Consider the following 20,017-nt stretch of genomic DNA (forward strand, 5'->3'; position numbering starts at 1 on the left):
GGTGATCTCCTACTTGGTCGCGATGACGAGGGAGTCCGTGGGACCGAGCGGCTGGACCGAGGTCTGCCGGAAGCCGGCCTCGCGCAGCCACGCCAGGCACTCGCCCTGCGTGTACTCCGCGCCGTCGGTCGTGGTGAGGATCATGTGCAGGCTCACCACGAGGTTGTCGGCGTCAGTCGGCTCGTCCTCGATCATGCGGTCGTAGACGAGCAGCACCCCGCCCGGCGCGAGCGCCTGGTACGCCTTGCCGACCAGCATCCGGCGCTCCTCCTCCGACCAGTCGTGCAGCACGTGCCCCATGATCAGCACGTCGGCCTGCGGCAGCGGGTCGTTGAAGAAGTCGCCGGGCACGAAGGAGGCCCGGCCGGACAGCCCGAGCTCGGCCAGGTGCGCGTCGAACCTGGGCTCCATCTGCGGCAGGTCGAACACCATGCCCTTGAGGTGGACGTGCGCCCTGACCAGGTGCGAGACGAGGTTGCCGCGGGCGCCGCCGATGTCGGCGACGGAGTCGTGCGCGGTCCAGTCGTAGGACTTGGCCAGCTCGGGGCCGAGGTGGCCGCTGAGCGAGTCCATCATGGTCAGGAAGCGGTCCAGGAACGCGGGGTTGTCGACCAGCTCGCGGAAGTCGCCGTCGTTTGCCTGCGGCAGGCCGGTGCGCAGCGTGTCGGTGAGGCGGCCCCACGCGGGGTAGAGCATCTCGCCGGAGCGCGACAGGAAGCCGCCGACGTAGGCGGGGGCGCCGCGGACCAGGAAGCGGGTCGCGGCCTCACTGTTGCCGTACCTTCCGTTCTCGCGCCGGAGCAGGCCGGTGACGACCAGGGTGTCCAGCCACTGCCTGGTGGCGCGCGGGTGCAGGCCGAGGCGCTCGCACACCTCCTCGGCGGTGGCGTCGGCGTCCTGGAGGGCGGTGAACAGGTCCAGCTCGACCGCGGTGAGCACGACCTTCGACATCGCGTACATGCTGCCCAGCCGGAAGATGTCGGCCGGGGTGGTGATCGGTGCGTCCGTTGCCATGGGGGCTCCCTTCTGAGTGCTGATCGGGTCAGGCCTCGGGCGTCACGGCCTCGATCAGCCGCAGGTCGCCCGCCTCCCCGCGGATGCCGCCGAAGCTGAGGCCGGCCCGGTGGAACAGCTCGGCGAAGTCCTTCTCGGTGCGCTCCCTGCCGCCGGCGACCAGGAGCATGTGCAGGTCCATCAGCCGGGTCCGCCGCTCGGCGGGCCCCTCCGTGAGGAGCTGCTCGACGACCACCACCCGGGCGCCGGGCGGTGCGGCGCGCCGGCAGTTCGCAAGGACGCGCAGGCACGTCTCGTCGTCCCACATGTGCAGGGTCTGCTTGATCAGATAGACGTCGCCGCCGCCGGGGACGGCCGTCTGGCAGTCGCCAGGGAACGCGCGGAAGCGTTCGGCCAGCGGGCCCTCGCGCAGCGCCGGGTCGACGGTGTCCAGCGCCTGCTCGGTCTCGACGAGCACACCGGTGACGCCCGGGTGGCGTTCCAGCACCGCGCGCAGCAGGTTGCCCTTGCCGCCGGCCAGCTCGACCACGCACTCGCCGTCCTTGACCGGCAGCGCCTCCGCGACGAGCGGGTCCTCCCGCCTGGCCACGACCGACAGGCCGTGCTGGAACGCGTCGCCCGCCTGCCTGTTCTGGTCGAAGTAGGTGAAGATGTCCTGGCCGTAGTGGGCCTGGAAGGCGGATTCGCCGGTCCTGACCGAGTGGGCGAGCAGTCCCCACAGGATCCAGTTCCAGTCGCCGCCCAGGCGGATGATCCCCGCGGGGCCGTCGGGCGCGTCCGAGCGGAGCGCTCTGGAGGTGGGGGTGTGCTCGTAGCGGTCCTCCCCCACCTCGGCGAAGATGCCGTACGCGGTGAGCAGCCGCATGAAGCGCCCGAGCGTGTCCTGCCGCGCCCCGACGGCCGACGCGAGTGCTTCCAGGGTGACGGGCTCGTCGCCGACGGCGTCGGCCAGGCCGAGCTGGACCGCCGCGCGCACCACCGCGCTGGCGTGCACTCCTGTGGACAGCTCGAATACCTCCGCGGCCGCTTTGTCGCGCATGACCGCCATTGCCATGAGATACCTCCGGGTTTTCCGGCGGCCGGGTCCTCTGAGACCCGCCGACTGCCGACGCTGACGGCGAGGGCTGAAGGATCGCTCCAGCGCCGCTTGAGCAGCCGGCCGCGCCTCGGCGGGGCGCGGAGCGGCGACGGCGAGCACCGCTCAGGTGATGCTCGAGTGGGGCGGGTCAGCATGGGCGTCCCGGCGGGCCGGCTCCGCCCGTCGTGCCGATGACAAGGGAGTGACGGATGGATCTGGGGCTCACCGGAAAGAGCGTGCTCATCACGGGCGCCAGCAGCGGCATCGGGCGCGCGACCGCGTGCCTGTTCGCCGCGGAGGGGGCCAGGGTGGCGCTCACCTACCGGTCCAACAAGGACGGCGCGCACAGCGCGGTCGCCGAGATCGAGCAGGCGGGTGGCACCGCCATCGCCACACGGTACGACCTGGGCGACCCGGCCACGATCAGGGCCACCGTGGACAGCGTGATCGACGCCTACGGCGGCGTGGACGTACTGGTCGCCAATGCCTCCCCCTGGTCGGGGCCGCACATCCCGTTCCGCGCCTTCGAGGACGTGCCGGTGGCTGAGTGGCAGAGCCAGCTGCGCGAGGAGCTCGACGGCGCCTTCCACACGGTTCAGGCGGTGCTGCCGTCGATGAAGGCGCGCGGCTGGGGCAGGATGATCTTCATCTCCGCGGCCTCGGTGCGCTCGGGCATTCCCGGGGAGGAGGCGTTCATCGCCAGCAAGGCCGGCCTGAACGCCTTCAGCCGCACCCTGGCGGGCGAGGCGGGCACGAGCGGGATCCTGAGCGTCGTGGTCTCGCCCGGGGCGACCGCGACCGACACCACCCGGCGGGCCCTTCCCCCGAAGCTGATGAGCCAGGTGGCCGCCTCGGCCGCCACCGGCCGCATCTCGACTCCGGAGGAAGTGGCCCGGGCCATCGTGTTCCTGGGCTCGGAGGCCAACGGGAACATCACCGGGACCATCGTCGAGGTCACCGGCGGAACCTGATCCGTCACCCGCCCCGGCGGGCCTGGGCGATCACCTCGTCCAGTCCCGCCGCCAGGGCGGCCGGTGACGGCAGCGCCGCGTTCTCGGCTGCCAGCCTGGCGGCCCCCTCCTGGTAGGAGGGGGCCGCCAGTACCTTTTCCGCCGCCGCGCGGAACGCCCCGGCGTCCGCCTCACGGTAGGACAGCCAGGTGGCCGCGCCGGCGGCGGACATGCGCTCGGCGTACTCGGGCTCGTCGGTGTGCGAGGGCACCACGACCATCGGCACGCCCGCGCTGAGCGCGGTCATCAGCGTGCCCGCGCCGCCTCCGTTGATCACCGCGGCGCAGGTGGGGAGCAGCAGGTTGAGCGGCACCGACTCGGCCACCCGCACCTGTGGCGGCGGCGTGGCCGGCAGCAGCGCGCGCTGGCCGGGCGCGACGGCGGCCACCACCTCGACGGGCAGGCCGCGCAGGCCCTCGATGGCCTGGTTGATCGGATGCAGGTTGTCGGTGATCTGCGAGAACATGTGCCCCCACGTGACGCAGACGCGCGGCCGCTCCGGCGCGGGGACGAGCCAGGAGGGCAGGCCGCCGGAGCCGTTGTACGGGACGTAGCGCAGCCGCGCGCGGTTGACCTCGTCGGGCTCGGTGAGGCTGGGTGGGCAGGGGGTCAGCGTCAGGTCGCCCAGGGGGTCCACGCCGGTCAGGCCGTAGCGGGCGCACAGCTCGTCCAGGTACGGCCGGTCGAAGTCACGGCGCGAGTAGTTGGTGTCGATGCCCCAGGTATGGCGGATGGCCGGGACGCCCACGCTGTGGGCGGCGATGAGCCCGGCGTACCCTCGCGCTTCGAACACGACCGCGTCGGGACGCCAGGCTCGGGCGAGGTCGATGAGGTCGCCGGCCGCCGCCTCGGCGATGCCGGTGAACATCGCCATCGACCGCTCCATGCGCGTGCGCAGGTGGTCGTCGTCGCCGGTGCCCGCCGCGGGCTCCAGGGCGACGCCCTGCCAGAACGTACGCAGGTCGACGTCGTGGCCGACGGCGACGGCGGGCAGGCCGGTGGCCCCGACCGTGGCGGTGAAGCCCGGCTCGCAGGCCACCCGCACGTCGTGGCCCGCGCAGCGCAGGGCCCAGGCGAACGGCACGACCGGGTAGAAGTGGGCGGCTGTTCCGATGGTGGAGATGAGGATCCGCATGCGCGCAGGCTGCGCCCGGACGCTGGAGGCTCGGTGGATCCGCGCTGGACCGTTCACCCCGGCCGCTCGGCCCGCCCGTGCTCGGCCCGGCCGCCCCCGACCGGCCGCGCCGGGCCGTTCAGCCGGCGGCGACGCGTTCCAGCCACGGGACGACCGCGGCGGGGGCGGGCCGGTCGGCGATCTCCTGGCGCAGGCGCGCCGCGGCCTGCCGGGCCCGCTCGTCGTGGAGCAGGCGCAGTGCGCGCTCCCGCAGCTCGGCCGGGTCGGCCTCGTCGGGGGGCAGCAGGTCGGCGGCCCCGGCGCGGACCAGCCGGTTGGCGTGCGCCTGGTGGTCGGGCAACTGCGGCACCAGGAGCTGCGGCAGGCCGGCGGCCAGGCCGGTCAGCGAGGTGCCGGCGCCGCCGTGCGCCACCAGCAGGTCGCAGGAGGGCAGCAGGGCGTGCAGCGGCGCGCCCTCGACGACCCGCACCCCCTCCGGCACGGGCCCGAGAAGCGTCCGCTGCGCGGCGGTCACGGCGACGACCACCTCGACCTCCGGCGAGGCCAGCGCCCGGACGACCTCCCCGGCCAGGAAGCGGCGGGAGTCGACGCGGGCCATGGTCGTGCCCCACGTCACGCAGACGCGTGGCCGGTCCGAGGGGCCGAGGCGGGGGGCCTGGCCGGGCCCGTTGTACGGGACGTACCTGATGGGCGTCGGCCGGTAGTCCACCTCCACCTGCACACCGGCCGGGAAGGGGTCGACCGTGGCCGCTCCCAGTGGTTCCAGGTCGTCCAGCCCGTGCCGCTCGGCCATCGGCGCCAGCAGCTCCGGCAGGAACCGGCGGGCGCGGTGGACGAGGTCGGCCCCGTACAGGTGGCGGACGGCCGGCACCCCGGCCACGGCCGCCGCGATCGAGGCGGCCCAGGCCGTCGGGTCGTGGACGATCACCTCGGGCCGCCACTCCCGGGCCAGCCGCACCAGATCGTCCACCATGGCCTCGGCGTTGGCCTGGAACATGCGCAGCGCGCGCGGGGCGCCCCCGTTCGCCGAGGCCACCGCCTCCGGGGTGCCGAAGCGGCGGGTCGGCAGCGCGTAGCCGCGGACCATGTCCACCGAGTCCACGTCGGACCCGACCCGCGCGCACGGCAGGCCGGTCCGTTCGGCGACGGCCATCAGGGACGGCTGGCAGGCCACCAGCACGTCGTGCCCGGCCGCGCGCATCGCCCAGGCCAGGGGCACCATGGCGTACAGGTGGGACGGCCACGCCCAGGCCGTGACGAGCATCCGCATCGCTCCACCAGCTCTCAGCTCAGCGCCGCTTCGGCGATCAGGTCGACCTGTCCGGGGTCCGCCGCGCACGGCAGCAGGATCAGCTCGTCGCAGCCGGCCTCGGCGTAGCCTCGGACGAGCTCGCGCAGCCGCCCGGGCTCCGTGGCCACGCCGGAGACCACCAGCTCGGCCTTGTCGCCGATGAAGGCGTAGTAGGAGCGCAGGTAGCGTTCGGCGTGCTCGCGCCCGCCGGGGCCGAGCGCTACGTAGGACAGCGCCAGCAGCCTGGGAGCCCGCGTCCGGCCCTGCCGCCGCCATTCGTCGCGCACCCGGGCGGCCAGGTCGGCGTAGCGGGAGACCGAGTTGCCGCCGCCGATCCAGCCGTCGCCGACTCGCGCCGAGCGGCGCATGGCCGCCTGCGAGTGGCCGCCGATCAGCAGGGACGGCGGGTGCGCCGGTCGCAGGCCCGTGCTCGCCTCGGACCAGGCGGCGCGCAGCTCGCGGACGACGGTGTCGAGCCGCTTGCCCCGGCCGGCGAACGACGTCCCGGTCGCGGTGAAGTCGTCCTCGCGGTCTCCCGAGGCGAGGCCCACCACCAGCCGTCCGCCGGCCAGGTGATCGAGGGTGGCCAGTTGCTTGGCCAGCAGCGTGCTGTCGCGGCAGGCGGCGATGAGGATGGTGGTGGCCAGCTTGATCCGCTCGGTGACGGCGGCGGCCGCCGTCAGGGCGAGCAGCGACTCGTAGTTGGGGTACGCGACGCGGTCGAGCGCGCCGAGCGTGCTGAAGCCGAGCCGGTCGGCCCGGCGGGCCCACTCGATGAGCCGCTCGCCGGTCACGTCCGGCACGGTCGTGGGCAGGGCGAGTCCGATGTCCATGGTCACGTGCCCCCCTCAGCCGCGATCGAGGATCCGGGCGACCACCGACCGCAGCGTGGCCTCGACGTCGGGCTCGGCGTCGTGTCGGGCATCGCGCCCATGGGGCTTGGCATCGCGCCCGGCGTCGGGCCCGGCGACCGGCTGGGCGTCGGTGGGCAGGGCGGGAGCCCGCCAGGCGACGAATCCGTCCGGGCGGACGAGCACCGCGCCCGACGCGCTCACCCCGTACGCCTGCGGCCAGCGGCCCTCGGGGTCGGCCAGTTCGGGGCCGCCGATCATCCGGACGTCCAGCCCGGCGCGGGCCGCCGCCGGGTGCCAGCCGCCACCCTCGGGGCCGGTGAGCAGCACCGTTCCCGCGCCGAACAGGTCCAGCGTCGACAGCGGCTCGCCGTCGCGGACGAGCGCGTAGTGCGGGGCCCGGGTGCCCGGCGCGCCCAGCAGCTCGGGCTCCAGCGCGGGCGGGCCGCCGGTCTCCTCGGAGAGCACGGCCGCGGAGTCGTACCGGTAGCCGAGGATGATCGCGGCGTAGCTGACGGGCTTCTCGTCGCCGTCGGCGGTGCTGGTGCGGTCGCGCATGGTCTTCATGGCGTAGTCGATGGTGTGTCCGGCGACGGCGCGGCGTTCCTGCTCGTAGGTGTCGAGCAGGGCGGGGCCCGCGTCACCCACCAGGACGGCGGCCAGCTTCCAGGCCAGGTTGTGCGCGTCCTGCACGCCGGTGGCCGCGCCGAGGGCGCCGGTCGGCGGCATGGCGTGCGCGGCGTCGCCGACCAGGAACACCCGTCCCTGGCGGTAGCGCTCCGCGAGCTGGGCGGCGACCTCGTAGCCGAGCACCTTGGCGCCGGTCCGCTCGATCTGCACCTCGATGTTGTCCACGCGCAGATCGGGCACGCCCACGGCGGCGCGGATGACCCCCACGCACCAGTCGTCGTCGAAGTCATCGGCGGACTGCGCGGCCGGGTCGTAGGGGGTGACGAACACCCAGCGGGAGCCGTCCAGCGGCATCATCCGGGTGCCCGGCTCGGGCTGGTCGAAGTAGCCCAGGCCGAGGTCCCTGCCGCGCAGCGGGCCGCTGAGGTCGGCCTTGAAGACGAGGCTGACGATGTTCTGCAGCACGCCGGGGCCGGTCACGCCGATGCCGAGCCGCCGCCGTACGGAGCTGCGGCTGCCGTCGGCGGCGATGAGGTAGCGGGCGCGGATCCGGCGCTCCCGGCCGGTGTCGGCGTCGCGCACGGTCGCCGTCACCCCGTCGCCGTCGTCGTCGAACGACGCCAGCTCGGTCGAGTACCGCACGTCGGCGCCCAGCTTCACGGCATGGTCGGCGACGATCTCCTCCAGCCGGTTCTGGTCGATGGAGCACCAGTCGCAGGGGGTGGCCTCGCTGAGCCCGGGCGCCTCGTTGCGCATCGGCATGGAGAACAGCTCGGCGTCGTCGAGCGTCCTCGCCCTGATGACCGTCTTGGTGCTCAGGTCGGAGGTCAGGGACTGGGCGGCGACGATCGTCTCCTCCAGGCCGACCGACCGGTAGACCTCGACGGTGCGGGGGTTGATCACCCGCGCTCTGGGATGGCGCAGCGTGCTGGGCTTGCGCTCGACGAGCGTCACCCGGACTCCGGCCCGGGCCAGGAACAGGGCCGCGGACAAGCCGACCACGGCCCCGCCGGCGATCAGCACCTCGGTGTCTTCGTGTGGCATGGCTGGCCTCATCCCTTCGGTCATCGGCACGGGAACCCGCCGTACCAGGGAGCAGAACAGGCGTCGCGCGGCGCTGGACGCCCGGTCGAGTTCCGCTCCAGCCTCGTTCGCCCCAGGTCCAGCGCGGCTCGAAGCGGACCTTCCAGGATGTCCCCCGCGGCGATCAGACCCGAGAGAGCGGAGCATGCCATGCGACTGGGGATCAACGTCCCGCTGAACGACACCGATCTCGCCGTGGAGGCGGAGCGGCACGGGTTCGAGGTGGCGTTCGTGCCGGAGGGGTTCCGATCGGACGCGGCCAGCGCGCTGGGGTACCTCGCGGCCAGGACCACGCGGATCCACGTGGCCGCCGGGGTGTTCCAGATTCCCGCGCGGACCGCGGCCATGACCGTGATGACGGCCGCCACGCTGGACGGTCTGTCCGGCGGCCGGTTCCGGCTCGGGCTGGGCGTCTCCAACGCGTTCATCACCGAGGGCTGGTACGGCCTGCCGTTCGGCCGCCCGCTGGCCAGGACCCGCGAGTACGTCTCGGTGGTGCGGGCCGCGCTGGCCGGCCGCCAGGTCGACCACCAGGGTGAGCACCTGCGGGTGCCGCTGCCCGGCGGGCGGGGCACCGGCTTCCGGCTGCACGCGCCGCTGGTCAACCCGCGCATCCCGATCTACCTCGCCGCCGTCGGCGAGCGCGGGCTGGAGCTGGCCGGGGAGATCTCCGACGGCTGGTTCGGGGTCTTCAGCTCGCCCGGACGGGTGGCCGAGGCGATCGGGCACCTGAAGGCGGGACGGCGGCGCGGCGACCTGGCCGGCGAGCCGTTCGAGGTCATCCCCTCGGTGTCGATCGCCGTGGAGGAGGACCCGGAGGCCGCCGCCCTGCCCGTCAAGCACCACGTGGCGCGTTTCGTCAGCCTCGGGCACCGCACCGACAACTTCTACTTCCGCCTGCTGGAGCGGCTCGGCCACGGCGAGGCCGCGGTGGAGATCCAGGACCGGGCCCGGTCCGGTGACAGCACGGGCGCGGCGGCGGCGGTGCCGTTCGACTTCGTCGACAGCGTCTCGCTGCTCGGGCCGCCGGACCGGGTGGCGGAGCGGATGGACGCGTACGCGCGGGCCGGCGTCACCACCCTCGCCCTGTCGCCCGTCAGCTCCGACCCGGCGGCGCGGCGCACGTCTCTCCAGGTCGCGGCGGAAGCGATCGGCCTGGTCGGTTCCGGCCGATGAAGGCCGGCGGACACAAGACCGACGGACACGAAGCCGGCGGACACGAAGCCGGCGGACACGAAGCCGGCGGACACAGAACAGATGAAACGGTCAGAACACAGGGAGGAAGCATGGCAGACAAGGTAGGCAGGCGGCCCGGGATGGCCCGGCGCGTGGCGCTGGTGGCGGCGGCGACGACCCTGACGCTCGGCTCGGTCGCCGGCCTGGCCGGCTCGGCCAGCGGTGACACCGAGCAGTTACGCTCGCCCGTCGGCACCTGGGCCGTGGAGATCAAGTTCGCGTCCAGCACCAAGAAGGAGCGCGCCCTGTTCGCGCTGCGGCCCGACGGCAGCTTCACGCTGGCCGACGGCAAGCGGGTCGGGCTCGGCACCTGGAAGCTCACCGCCACCGGCTTCCGGTACGCCTTCAGGCACTACAACCTCAACGCCGAAGGCGCCTTCGACTGGGAGCTGCGCGGCCTCCAGGACGGGCAGGTGACCTCGGCCGACACGTTCACCTCGTCGGGCACCGGCACGTCGGTCGACGCCGACGGCAACGTCCAGGGCGTCTTCCAGACCCAGGTCGAGGGCAGGCGTTACAGCGTCCAGGCACCGTGACGGCAGCGGGGGCGGCGCCGCGTGATCGCGCGGCGCCGCCCCTGCCGTGTTCCCCGCCGGCCGGCCGTGTTCCCTACCAGGTGACCGGCAGCCGCTCGGGGCGGCCGAACGCCGTCCCGGTGCGCCACTCCAGCTCCTCCGCCGGCACCGCCAGCTCCAGACCGGGGAACCGCTCCAGCACCGTCTCCAGCACGATCCGCAGCTCGATCCTGCTGAGCTGCGCGCCCAGGCAGTAGTGGACGCCGTGGCCGAAGGTGATGTGGTGGTTCTGCTCGCGCGCCGGGTCGTACCCGTCGGGGTCGGCGAAGACCCCGGGGTCCCGGTTGGCGGCCGTGGTGGACGGCAGCACCGCGTCGCCCGCCCTGACGAGGGTGCCGCCCAGCTCGACGTCCTCGGTGGCGATGCGCAGCGCGCCCACCCCGCCGCCCGCCTGCGACAGCCGCAGCAGCTCCTCGGCCGCGGGCGCCAGCAGCTCGGGCTTGTCGCGCAGCGTCCGCATCCGCTCGGGACTGCGCAGCAGCCGCAGCATCACGTGCGTCATCCCGGCGGTGGTGGCGTGGTAGCCGGCGCCGAGCAGCGTGAACGCGAACGCCACCAGCTCCTCCTCCGACAGCCGGTCGCCCTCGTCCCTGGCGTTGATCAGCACCATGAGCAGGTCGTCGGTCGGCCGGGTGCGCTTGGTGGCGATGAGCTCGGCCAGATAGCCGTTGAGCCGGTCGCGGGCCTCGATGACCTCCTCGCGGCGGCCCGAGTCGAAGCTGAGCATGAGGTCGGTCCACGTCCTGAACTGGTCGACCTCCTCGTACGGCACGCCGAGCATCTCGCAGATGACCATGATGGGCAGCGGCTGGGTGAGGCCGGCCACGAGGTCGGCGGGCGGGCCCGTGCGCTCCATCGCGGTCACCAGCCCCCGGGCGATCTCCTCCACGCGCGGGCGCAGCTCCTCCATGCGCCGCACGGAGAACGCGTACGACACCAGGCGGCGCAGCCTGGTGTGCTCCGGCGGGTCCATCACGATGATGGACTTGGCGCCCCGGGCGATCGGGAACACCTTGGGCGCGCCGGGCGCCGTGATCGCCTCCCGGCTGAAGCGCGGGTCGGCGAGCACGGTGCGGACGTCCTCGTACCTCGTCACCAGCCAGGCCGGGTCACCGGACGGGAGGGTGACGCGGGCGGCGGAGCCGTTCTCGCGCATCCGCACGTACTCCTCGGCCGGCTCCAGGGGGTCGGCGGCGGCGAACGGGAAGCTCGGGGGTGGTGCTTCTGCGGTCATACTTGCCTCCTTGTACGGCTACGGCACGCGGTGGGCCTCACCGGTTCGCCGTCTCGGGCCACTCGTCGTCCGGTTCGGGGCCGTCGTCCCAGGGGCTCGGCTGGTAGAAGATCAGGGACGGGTACTCCGCCCATACGCGGACGTAGGCCCGCAGCCATTCGCCTAACGGCAACCTCATGGTGCCGACCGTGACCGCGCGATCTGTGGTCTCGCTGGAGCCCCGCTGGAGCACGGGCCGCACGGCGGGTCGAGCCGCCGTCCAACGTCCGTCAAGCGCGTCGTACGACATTTCCCGCCATAGACAGCTCTTAGGTAAGACAAGGGGTGAAGATGCGGGAAATCACCATCGACACACTGGTGCGACTGCTCCGCGAAAGCGCCGGCGAGGACGAGTCGGTCCAGCTGGACGGCGACATCCTCGACACGACCTTCGAAGCGCTCGGCTACGACTCGCTGGCCCTGTTCAACACGGTCAGCGCCATCGAGCGGGAGTACTCACTCGAGATCTCGGAGGAGGAGGTCGGCGGCGCCAAGACGCCCGCGGACCTGCTCAACACGGTCAACCGGGCCCTGGCGGGCACGTCCTGAGGAGCGCGCATGTGCGGAATCGCCGGCTGGGTGGACTTCTCGCGTGACCTGACCCGCCACACGGCGACGGCCAGGGCGATGACGGCCACGATGAGTCGCAGAGGCCCCGACGACGAGGGCCTGTGGCAGGACCGGCACGTCCTGCTCGGGCACCGCCGCCTGTCGGTCATCGACCTGGCCGGCGGCCACCAGCCCATGTCGGCCGAGGAGGACGGCACGACCCTGGCCGCGGTGACGTTCTGCGGGGAGATCTACAACTTCAGGGAGCTGCGTGCCGAGCTGGTCTCGCACGGCCACCGGTTCCGCACCAGCAGCGACACCGAGGTGGTGCTGCACGCCTACCTGCGGTGGGGCGCCGACTTCGCGCGGCGGCTGAACGGCATGTTCGCGCTGGCCGTCTGGGACGTCCGCACGCAGGAGCTGGTGCTGCTGCGCGACCGGCTGGGCGTCAAACCCCTCTACTACCATCCGACCCGCTCCGGGGTGCTGTTCGGCTCGGAGCCCAAGGCCCTGCTCGCGCACCCCGAGGTGCGGCGCCGCGTCGGGCTGGACGGCCTGCGCGAGGTCCTCGACATGGTCAAGACCCCCGAGCGGGCGGTCCTGTCCGGCATGCACGAGGTCCGCCCCGGCCACCTGGTACGGCTGCGCAGAAGCGGCCTGACCAAGCATTGCTACTGGTCGATCGAGGCCCGCGAGCACACCGACGACCTGGACACCTCGGTCGCCACGGTGCGCGGGCTGCTGGAGGACATCGTCGGCCGGCAGCTCATCGCCGACGTGCCCGTGTGCACCCTGCTGTCGGGCGGCCTCGACTCGTCCGCGCTGACGGCGCTGACCGCCGACCGGCTGGCGGCCGCCGGCAACGGCCCCGTACGGTCGTTCTCGGTCGCCTTCTCCGGCGCGGAGGACATCTTCCAGGCCGACGCGGTGCGCGGCGCGCCCGACGCCCCGTTCGCCCGCGCGCTGGCGGCGCACGTCGGAGCCGAGCACCGCGAAGTGCGGCTGAACAGCGACGAGCTGGTGGCCGAGTCGGTGCGTTCGGCGGTGCTGCGGGCCAACGACCAGCCGCCCGCGTTCTGGGGCGACATGTGGCCGTCGCTCTACCTGCTCTGCCGCGCGGTGCGCGAGCGCTCCACGGTGGCGCTGTCCGGTGAGGGCGCCGACGAGCTGTTCGGTGGCTACCGCTGGTTCTTCAACCCGGCGGCCGTGGACGCCGGCACCTTCCCCTGGCTGACGCCCGGCTCGGCGCGGTACTTCGGCGGGCTGTCGCTGCTGGACGAGGAGCTGAAGGAGAAACTCGACATCCAGCAGCACCGGCTGGCCCGCTACCACGAGGCGCTGGCCGAGGTGCCCGTGCTGCCGGGAGAGGACCGGCTCGAACGGCGCATGCGCGAGGTGACCTACCTCAACCTCACCCGGTTCCTGCAGACGCTCCTCGACCGCAAGGACCGCATGAGCATGGCCAACGGCCTGGAGGTCCGGGTGCCCTTCCTGGACCACCGCCTGGTCGAGTACGTCTTCAACGTCCCGTGGGCGATGAAGACGTTCGACGGCAGGGAGAAGAGCCTGCTGCGGGCCGCCGTCGGCGACCTGCTGCCCGAAGCCGTACGGGACCGGGTGAAAACGCCGTACCCGGCCACGCAGGACCCGGCGTACGAGCAGGCCCTGCGCGACGAGCTCGGCGAGCTGACCGGCGGCGGCGAGCGCGCGGTGCCGGGGCTGCTCGACCCGGAGCGCGTCAGGAAGGCGGTCCAGCGCCCGGCGGGCCACGTCAGCCGGCCGTACGACCGCGGCAGCCTGGAGATGGCGCTCTGGCTGACCAGGTGGTTCACCGAGTACGACGTCACCCTCGACTACTGATTGCTGACTACTGAGAGGTCGCGCATGCCCGAGCCGAGTCGCCCGGTGGTGCTGCTGTTCCCCGGACAGGGGGCACAGCATCCCGGCATGGCGGTGGAGCTGTACGGCGCCGAGCCGGAGTTCACCGCGACCATGGACGAGTTCTTCGCCCTGATGGGCGAGGAGGGGGGCCGGTTGCGCGCCGACTGGCTCGGCGACCATCCTCGGGTCCCCCTCGACGACGCCTCGCGCGCCCAGCCGCTGCTGTTCGCCATCGGGTACGCGCTGGGCAGGACGCTGACGGCCCGCGGGCTCAGACCCGCGGCGCTGCTCGGCCACAGCGTCGGCGAGCTGGCGGCGGCCTGCCTGGCCGGGGTGTTCACCCTGGCCGACGCGGCGCGGCTGATGGCGGCCCGCAGCCAGGCGATGGCGACGGTCGGCCCCGGCGGCATGATCGCCGCCGGGGTGGCCGCCGACGATCTGGAGCCACGCATCGGCGCCCGGCACCGGGCGGCGGGCGTGGCCGTGGCCGCGATCAACGCCCCCCGCCACACCGTCGTGGCCGGGCCCGAACCGTGGCTGACGGAGCTGACCCGTGAGCTGGCGGCCGACGGCGTGACGACCCGGCGGGTGCCGTCGCGCCAGCCGTTCCACTGCCCGGCGGTGCGTGGCGCGGCGGAGTTGTTCGCCGTGGGGTTCGCCGGGATGTCGCTGGCGCCGCCTCGGGTGCCAATCAGGTCCACCGCGACGGGCCTGCCCGTCAGCGGGGCCCAGGCGCTCTCCCCCGGTTTCTGGGCCGGGCAGCTCGCCCGGCCCGTGCTGTTCTGGGCGGCGCTGGACGGCCTGCTCACCGACGGCGTCCACACGCTGGTGGAGGCCGGTCCCGGGAGGAGCCTGTCGATGCTGGCGCGGCGGCACGCGGCCGTGCGGTCGGGCCGCAGCACGGTGGTCGCGCCGCTGCCGGCGTCGGCCGAGGGAACGCTCGCCGCGTGGAAGGCGGCGATGGAGGAGCTGGACGCCCAGGTCGGCGAGGGAGCTCTCGGCGAGGAAGTTCGGCGAGGAAGTGTAGAGGGAGTGTGACGAGCGATGCAGATTTCACCGCTGGCCGTGCTGGTGGTGGTGAGCAGCGGAATGGTGGCGGGCGTGCTGTTCGCCGTGGCGCTGAGCGTGGTGCCGGCGCTGATGGCGATGCCCGCCGACCGCTACCTCTACACCACGACCCTCCTCGGCCGTAACTGGGACCCGGTCATGCCGATCCTCGTGCTGGGCACGGCGGCCGGCGACCTGGCCCTGGCGCTGCTACCGGGGCCGCAGAGCGCCCGGGTGCTGTTCGGGGCGACGGTCGTGCTGATGCTGGGGGTGGCGGGCGTCTCGCACCTGTGCAACGTGCCGATCAACCGGATGCTGAAGCGGATCGACCCGGACGCCGTCCCGGCCGACTGGGCCGATCCGCGGCCGCGCTGGCGGGCCTGGCACCTGCTGCGGACCACGCTGGCCGTGGCCGCGCTGACGGCCAACAGCCTGGGCGTGGCGCTCACCTGAGCGCGGCTCGTCGGCAAGTGAGGCGGCGCGGCCCCCGGTCGGGGGCCGCGCCGCCTTTCTCGGTGCGCCTGGCTCGCGGTCAGGCCGGGTCGAAGGTCTCGGCCAGGGCCGTGGTGTGCTTGCCGTCCCGGAAGAGCGGGTGGGCGAGCAGCCCGGCGAGGAACGCGGTCGTGGTGCTGACGCCGGGACCGGTGACGACGCACTCCGACAGCGCCCGCTCCATGCGGGCGATGGCCTGCTCCCGGTCGGGCGCCCACACGCTCACCTTGGCCAGCAGCGGGTCGTAGAAGGGCGAGACGCGCATGCCCTGCCGGACGTGGTCGTCCACCCGGGTGAACGGCCCGGCCGGCAGCGTCAGCGACTCGATCGTGCCGGGCGTCGGCAGGAAGCCCCGAGCCGGATCCTCGGCGTTGACGCGGCACTCGATGGCCGCGCCGTTCAGCCGGACGTCGTCCTGCGTGATGCCGGGCGTGCCGGTCGCGGCCACGTGGAGCTGCTCGCGGACCAGGTCCACGCCGGTGACCAGCTCGGTGACCGGGTGTTCGACCTGGATGCGGCAGTTGACCTCGATGCAGTGGAACTCGCCCGCGTCGTCGAGCAGGAACTCGAACGTCCCCGCCCCGACGTATCCGACGGCACGGGCCGCCTCGACGGTCCGCTCGCACAGCTCGGCCGCCACGTCCTCGGGCAGGCCGGGCACCGGGGTCTCCTCGATGAGCTTCTGCCGCCGCCGCTGCACCGAGCAGTCGCGCGCGCCCAGGTGCAGGACCTGCCCGTGGAGCCCGGCCAGCACCTGCACCTCGACGTGCCGAGCCGACTCGACGTACCGCTCCAGGTAGACGCGCTCGTCCCCGAAGACGGCCCGGGCGGCGCTGCGGGCCCGCGCGTACGCCTCGGGCAGCTCGGACGGGCGCATGGCGATGGCCATGCCCCGGCCGCCGCCGCCCGACAGGGCCTTGACGATGATCGGGAAGCCGATGCCGGCCGCCGCCTCGACGGCCTCCCCCGCGCTCGCGATCGGCCGGTGCGTGCCCGGCAGGACCGGCAGTCCGGCGGCCGACAGCACGCGCAGCGCCTCGGCTTTGTCGCCCAGCATGGCCAGCACCTCCGGCGGCGGCCCGATGAACGTCAGCCCCTCCGCCTGGCACATCTCGGCGAAGTCGGCGTCCTCCGACACGAAGCCGTAGCCGGGATGGATGGCCTCCGCGCCGGTCAGGCGGGCGGCCTGAAGGATGGCCGGAGCGTACAGGTAGCTGCGTCTGGCCGGAGGCGGGCCGATCCGCACGGCCTCGTCGGCCATGCGGACGACCGGGGAGTCCTCGTCCGCCGAGGAGTAGACGGCGACGGTGCGGATGCCCATCTCCTTGCAGGTCCGGACCACCCGGAGGGCGATCTCGCCGCGGTTGGCGACCAGGACCGTCCCGAACATCAGCTCTCCTCAAGGGCGAAGAGCGCCTGACCGTACTCGACGGCGGCGGCGTCCTCGACGAGGATCCGGGTGATCCGGCCGGCGGTGAGCGCGTGGATGGGGTTCATCAGCTTCATCGCCTCCAGGATCGCCACCTGCTGGCCGGGCGTGACCAGGTCGCCCTCCTTGACGAAGGGCTCGGCTCCGGGCTCCGGGCAGCGGTAGAAGGTGCCGACCGTGGGCGACGGGATGACCGACGCCATCGTGGCGGCGGTTCCGTTCACGGTGACCGAGGCCCCCTGCGACGCCGCCGTCACGGCGGCCCGGGTCCCGTGCGCGTCCACCGTGGCGGCGACCAGCGCCGCCCCCGAGACCACACCGTCCGGCCCCTGCCCGTTGGAGGTCGCGCCGTGGGGCGCGGGGGCTCGCCGGTCGGCAGGGCCGGCGTGGGCGGCAGGGTCGGCGGAGTCGGCGGGGCCGGCCCACTCCGCTTCGAGGGTGACCTCGCCCGCCGTCACCTTCAGCCGGCGGATCGGCCCGCCGACCGACTCGACGAACCCCACGGCATGCCGGTGCACCGCCTCGATCAGGTCTCCGTGTTCGGCCATCTCGACTCCTCGGACGAAGGGACACCAAAACTGCGGAAGCGCCGCCGCCGCGCCTCGACCAACTCGGCGACCGGCGACGGGGTCAGCTCCTCGAACGCCTGCCGTACGGCCCTGCCGACCCGCTCGGCGGTACGTGAGGCGGCCTCGTGCGCCCCCTCGTCAGGCTCCGGGATGACCGCGTCGACGATGCGGTGCCGGAGCAGTTCGCGGGCGTCCAGGCCGAGCGCGTCGGCGGCCTGCGGGGCCGCCGCGGCGGTCTTCCACAGGATCGCGGCGCATCCCTCGGGGCTGATGACGGAGTAGACGGCGTTGGACAGGGCGAGCACCCGATCGGCCACGGCCAGCGCCAGCGCGCCGCCGCTGCCGCCCTCGCCGGTGATGACGGCGACGACGGGCACGGGCAGGCCCGACATCAGGCGCTGGTTCTCGGCGATGGCCCACGCCTGTCCCTGCTCCTCGGCCTCGATGCCGGGGTAGGCGCCGGGGGTGTCCACGAGGGTGAGCACCGGCAGGCCGAGCTTGCCGGCCAGCCGCATGAGCCGGGCCGCCTTGCGGTATCCGGCGGGGGTCGGCATGCCGAAGTTCCGCTTCACGCGTTCCTGGGTGTCGTGCCCCTTCTGGTGGCCGATGAGCATCACACCCCTGCCATACAGGCGTCCGATACCGCCCACGATCGCCGGACAGTCCGCGCCCGCGCGGTCGCCGCGAAGCTCGGTGAAGTCCTCCAGGAGCAGGCCGGCGTAGTCGAGGGTGGTCGGGCGGGCCGGTTCCCTGGCCAGCCGCACCACCTCCCAGGCGGGGCGCCGCGGCAGCGCCGCCGAGTCCCGCACGAGCCCGGCCCGCTCGGCCCTGGTCGGCTCGACCTGCTCGACCCCGGCCCGCTCGGCCCGGTCAGCCCGGTCGGCCGGGTGGGCTGCGTCGCCCGTCGGGGCGCCCGTGCCGTCCGGGCGGGCGGCCGCCAGCAGACGGGCCAGGGCGCGGCGCAGCACCGGCCTGGGCACCACCGCGTCGATCAGTCCCCGCGCCAGCAGGAACTCCGCCGTCTGGAACCCCTCCGGCAACCGCTGCCGGATGGTCTGCTCGATGACGCGCGGCCCGGCGAACCCCAGATGCGCGCCGGGCTCGGCGATCAGCACGTCGGGCAGCGTGGCGATCGAGGCCGCCACGCCGCCGTACGTCGGGTCGGTGACCAGGGCGACGGTGAGAATCCCGGCCTCGTCCAGGCGGGCCAGCGCCTGACTGCACTTGGCCATCTGCATGAGCGACAGCGCGCCCTCCTGCATCCGCGCGCCGCCGGAGGCCGTCACCACGAGCAACGGCACGCGTTCGGCCAACGCCTTCTCGGCCGCGACCGTGACCAGCTCGCCGACCCCGGAGCCGAGCGAGCCGCCGACGAAGGCGAAGTCGAGGCAGGCCACCACGACGGGGTGGGACTCGATGGTGCCGGTGGCGCAGAGGGCGGCCTCACGCAGGCCGGTGCCGGCCCGCGCGGTGGCCAGCCTCTCGGTGTAGGGCCGGGTGTCGGTGAAGCCGAGGGGGTCGTCGACCGGCAGGGCCGTCTCGACCGGCTTCTCCGAGCCGGGGTCCAGCAGGCTGTCCAGCCGCTCGCGGGCGGTGAGCCTGGCATGGTGGCCGCAGCCCTGGCAGACCCGCAGTCCACGCTCGTACTTGGGCCGGAAGACCAGGTCGGAGCAGCCCGGGCAGATCAGCCAGGTGGCTTCGAGGGTGACGGTCATGAGGCGCCCTCGTGCAGCCTGGCCTCGCTGTGGTCGCCCAACACCAGGCGGGCGGGCCGTCCGAAGTCGCCGTTCACCCTGGCCTGTCGGCCGATCAGGGAGTCGCGCAGGCTGCCGCGGACGGTGCTGCCGTCGCACACCACCGAGTTCTCGATGGTGGCGCCGACGATGTCGCAGTCGGCGCCGATGCTGGTGTACGGCCCGATGCGGCTGTCGCGCACCACCGCCGAGCCGCCGATCGCCGCCGGCCCGATGATGCGGGAGCCGCTGACCTGCGCCCCCTCCTCGATGACGACCGGGCCGCGGATCTCGCAGGAGTCGTCCACCTGGCCTTTGATCGACCGCTCGGCGGTGTCGAGCACCGCCCGATTGCACTCCAGCAGGTCCTCGACGCGGCCGGTGTCCTTCCAGTAGCCGCCGTGCAGGTGCGCCTCCACCCGCCAGCCGTTGCGCATCAGCCATTCGATGGCGTGGGTGATCTCGCGTTCGTTGCGCCAGCTCGGCTGGATGCTGCGCACGGCCTGGTGGATGACCGGGGAGAAGACGTACGCGCCGATGAGGGCCAGGTCGCTGCGCGGGTCGGCCGGCTTCTCCGCCAGGCCGGTGACGACGCCGCCGGGGCCGACCTCCGCCACCCCGTATGCGGAGGGGTTGCCGACCTTGCCGGTCATCACCAGGGCGTCCGGTCTGGAGTGCCAGAACGCGTCGAGCAACGGGCCAAGCCCGTCGAGTATGACGTTGTCTCCGAGGTAGAGCAGGAAGTCGGCGCCGCCGAGGAAGTCCTGGGACAGCATGACGCAGTGCGCGAGCCCCAGAGGGGCGTGCTGGTGCAGGTAGGTGATGTCGAGTCCGAGCGCGCCGCCGTTGCCGAGCACGTCGCGGATCGTTGGTCCGTGGTCGCCCACGACCACGCCGACGTCGGTGATGCCGACGTCCCTGATGGCTTCCAGACCGTACAGGAGCACCGGCTTGTTGGCCACCGGCACCAGTTGCTTGGGGACAGTGTGGGTGAGGGGCCGCAGCCTGGTTCCCCGCCCACCCGCGAGGACGAGAGCCTTCATGGATATTCCTGCCTGACGAGGCCATGGACAAGCGCAGGCTGTCCGGCAGCGCTGGAGAAGCAATGGAGCCGCACTCGTCCAGCGGGTCGAGCGCGGCT

Annotated in this window: 19 protein-coding genes; 7 read left to right on the forward strand and 12 right to left on the reverse strand. The window is 73.4% G+C overall.

The window, feature by feature from the left end; all coding sequences use genetic code 11:
• Positions 1-9 precede the first annotated feature (9 nt).
• A complete protein-coding gene (locus tag AC5L3X_RS29670) occupies positions 10-1,014 on the reverse strand; it encodes a methyltransferase (RefSeq protein ID WP_189128780.1) in 1,005 nt (334 codons plus the stop codon).
• A 28-nt stretch (positions 1,015-1,042) separates the two neighbouring features.
• Positions 1,043-2,068: a methyltransferase gene (locus tag AC5L3X_RS29675; protein WP_494861307.1), complete on the reverse strand. Its 1,026-nt coding sequence runs from the start codon at positions 2,066-2,068 to the stop codon at positions 1,043-1,045.
• 233 nt (positions 2,069-2,301) lie between these two features.
• Between AC5L3X_RS29675 and AC5L3X_RS29680 the strand changes: the two genes are divergently transcribed.
• Positions 2,302-3,063, forward strand: a complete 762-nt coding sequence (locus AC5L3X_RS29680; RefSeq protein WP_494861308.1) for an SDR family NAD(P)-dependent oxidoreductase — start codon at positions 2,302-2,304, stop codon at positions 3,061-3,063.
• A 4-nt stretch (positions 3,064-3,067) separates the two neighbouring features.
• Here AC5L3X_RS29680 and AC5L3X_RS29685 read toward each other — a convergent pair whose 3' ends face one another.
• From AC5L3X_RS29685 to AC5L3X_RS29700, 4 genes are all read right to left on the reverse strand, one after another.
• Entirely contained in the window at positions 3,068-4,237 is a 1,170-nt protein-coding gene (locus AC5L3X_RS29685) for a nucleotide disphospho-sugar-binding domain-containing protein (protein WP_494861310.1), read from the reverse strand.
• A gap of 118 nt (positions 4,238-4,355) precedes the next feature.
• Positions 4,356-5,507 carry a nucleotide disphospho-sugar-binding domain-containing protein gene (locus tag AC5L3X_RS29690; protein WP_494861312.1) on the reverse strand — a complete coding sequence of 384 codons (1,152 nt, stop codon included), beginning with the start codon at positions 5,505-5,507 and terminating at the stop codon, positions 4,356-4,358.
• 14 nt (positions 5,508-5,521) lie between these two features.
• Entirely contained in the window at positions 5,522-6,361 is an 840-nt protein-coding gene (locus AC5L3X_RS29695) for an LLM class flavin-dependent oxidoreductase (protein WP_494861357.1), read from the reverse strand.
• 15 nt (positions 6,362-6,376) lie between these two features.
• Positions 6,377-8,053 carry an FAD-dependent monooxygenase gene (locus AC5L3X_RS29700; protein ID WP_494861313.1) on the reverse strand — a complete coding sequence of 559 codons (1,677 nt, stop codon included), beginning with the start codon at positions 8,051-8,053 and terminating at the stop codon, positions 6,377-6,379.
• Between the two features lie 189 nt (positions 8,054-8,242).
• Here AC5L3X_RS29700 and AC5L3X_RS29705 point away from each other — a divergent pair, with 189 nt between their 5' ends.
• Entirely contained in the window at positions 8,243-9,268 is a 1,026-nt protein-coding gene (locus AC5L3X_RS29705; RefSeq protein ID WP_494861315.1) for an LLM class flavin-dependent oxidoreductase, read from the forward strand.
• Positions 9,269-9,378: 110 nt separating this feature from the next.
• Positions 9,379-9,864 (forward strand): hypothetical protein, encoded by a 486-nt coding sequence (locus tag AC5L3X_RS29710; RefSeq protein WP_189128773.1) that lies wholly within the window; start codon positions 9,379-9,381, stop codon positions 9,862-9,864.
• A gap of 73 nt (positions 9,865-9,937) precedes the next feature.
• Here the strand turns inward: AC5L3X_RS29710 and AC5L3X_RS29715 are convergent, their stop codons facing one another.
• Together AC5L3X_RS29715 and AC5L3X_RS29720 are read right to left on the reverse strand one after the other, a co-directional pair.
• Positions 9,938-11,137, reverse strand: a complete 1,200-nt coding sequence (locus AC5L3X_RS29715) for a cytochrome P450 (RefSeq protein ID WP_494861316.1) — start codon at positions 11,135-11,137, stop codon at positions 9,938-9,940.
• A gap of 37 nt (positions 11,138-11,174) precedes the next feature.
• A complete protein-coding gene (locus AC5L3X_RS29720) occupies positions 11,175-11,315 on the reverse strand; it encodes a hypothetical protein (protein ID WP_189129194.1) in 141 nt (46 codons plus the stop codon).
• Between the two features lie 152 nt (positions 11,316-11,467).
• On the opposite strand from AC5L3X_RS29720, the gene AC5L3X_RS29725 reads away from it, so the two are divergent.
• The 4 genes from AC5L3X_RS29725 to AC5L3X_RS29740 are packed head-to-tail and all read left to right on the forward strand — an operon-like array spanning position 11,468 to position 15,106.
• Complete coding sequence (locus AC5L3X_RS29725) at positions 11,468-11,725, forward strand: acyl carrier protein (protein WP_189129195.1); 258 nt, start codon at positions 11,468-11,470, stop codon at positions 11,723-11,725.
• Positions 11,726-11,734: 9 nt separating this feature from the next.
• Positions 11,735-13,585, forward strand: coding sequence for an asparagine synthase (glutamine-hydrolyzing) (gene asnB / locus AC5L3X_RS29730; protein ID WP_494861317.1), 1,851 nt, complete (start codon positions 11,735-11,737; stop codon positions 13,583-13,585).
• A gap of 24 nt (positions 13,586-13,609) precedes the next feature.
• Positions 13,610-14,644, forward strand: a complete 1,035-nt coding sequence (locus tag AC5L3X_RS29735; protein ID WP_494861319.1) for an acyltransferase domain-containing protein — start codon at positions 13,610-13,612, stop codon at positions 14,642-14,644.
• 6 nt (positions 14,645-14,650) lie between these two features.
• Entirely contained in the window at positions 14,651-15,106 is a 456-nt protein-coding gene (locus tag AC5L3X_RS29740; RefSeq protein ID WP_494861320.1) for an anthrone oxygenase family protein, read from the forward strand.
• A gap of 79 nt (positions 15,107-15,185) precedes the next feature.
• Here the strand turns inward: AC5L3X_RS29740 and AC5L3X_RS29745 are convergent, their stop codons facing one another.
• The 4 genes from AC5L3X_RS29745 to AC5L3X_RS29760 are packed head-to-tail and all read right to left on the reverse strand — an operon-like array spanning position 15,186 to position 19,919.
• Complete coding sequence (locus AC5L3X_RS29745) at positions 15,186-16,535, reverse strand: acetyl-CoA carboxylase biotin carboxylase subunit (protein WP_494861321.1); 1,350 nt, start codon at positions 16,533-16,535, stop codon at positions 15,186-15,188.
• On the reverse strand, positions 16,535-17,122 hold the full coding sequence (locus AC5L3X_RS29750; protein ID WP_494861323.1) for an acetyl-CoA carboxylase biotin carboxyl carrier protein: 588 nt from the start codon (positions 17,120-17,122) through the stop codon (positions 16,535-16,537). The genes AC5L3X_RS29745 and AC5L3X_RS29750 overlap by 1 nt, the downstream gene beginning before the upstream one ends.
• Entirely contained in the window at positions 17,101-18,858 is a 1,758-nt protein-coding gene (locus tag AC5L3X_RS29755) for an acetyl-CoA carboxylase carboxyltransferase subunit alpha (RefSeq protein WP_494861325.1), read from the reverse strand. The genes AC5L3X_RS29750 and AC5L3X_RS29755 overlap by 22 nt, the downstream gene beginning before the upstream one ends.
• A complete protein-coding gene (locus tag AC5L3X_RS29760) occupies positions 18,855-19,919 on the reverse strand; it encodes a glucose-1-phosphate thymidylyltransferase (RefSeq protein WP_494861327.1) in 1,065 nt (354 codons plus the stop codon). The genes AC5L3X_RS29755 and AC5L3X_RS29760 overlap by 4 nt, the downstream gene beginning before the upstream one ends.
• Between the last annotated feature and the right edge of the window lie 98 nt (positions 19,920-20,017).

It is taken from the genome of Nonomuraea sp. CX421 (assembly GCF_059358955.1).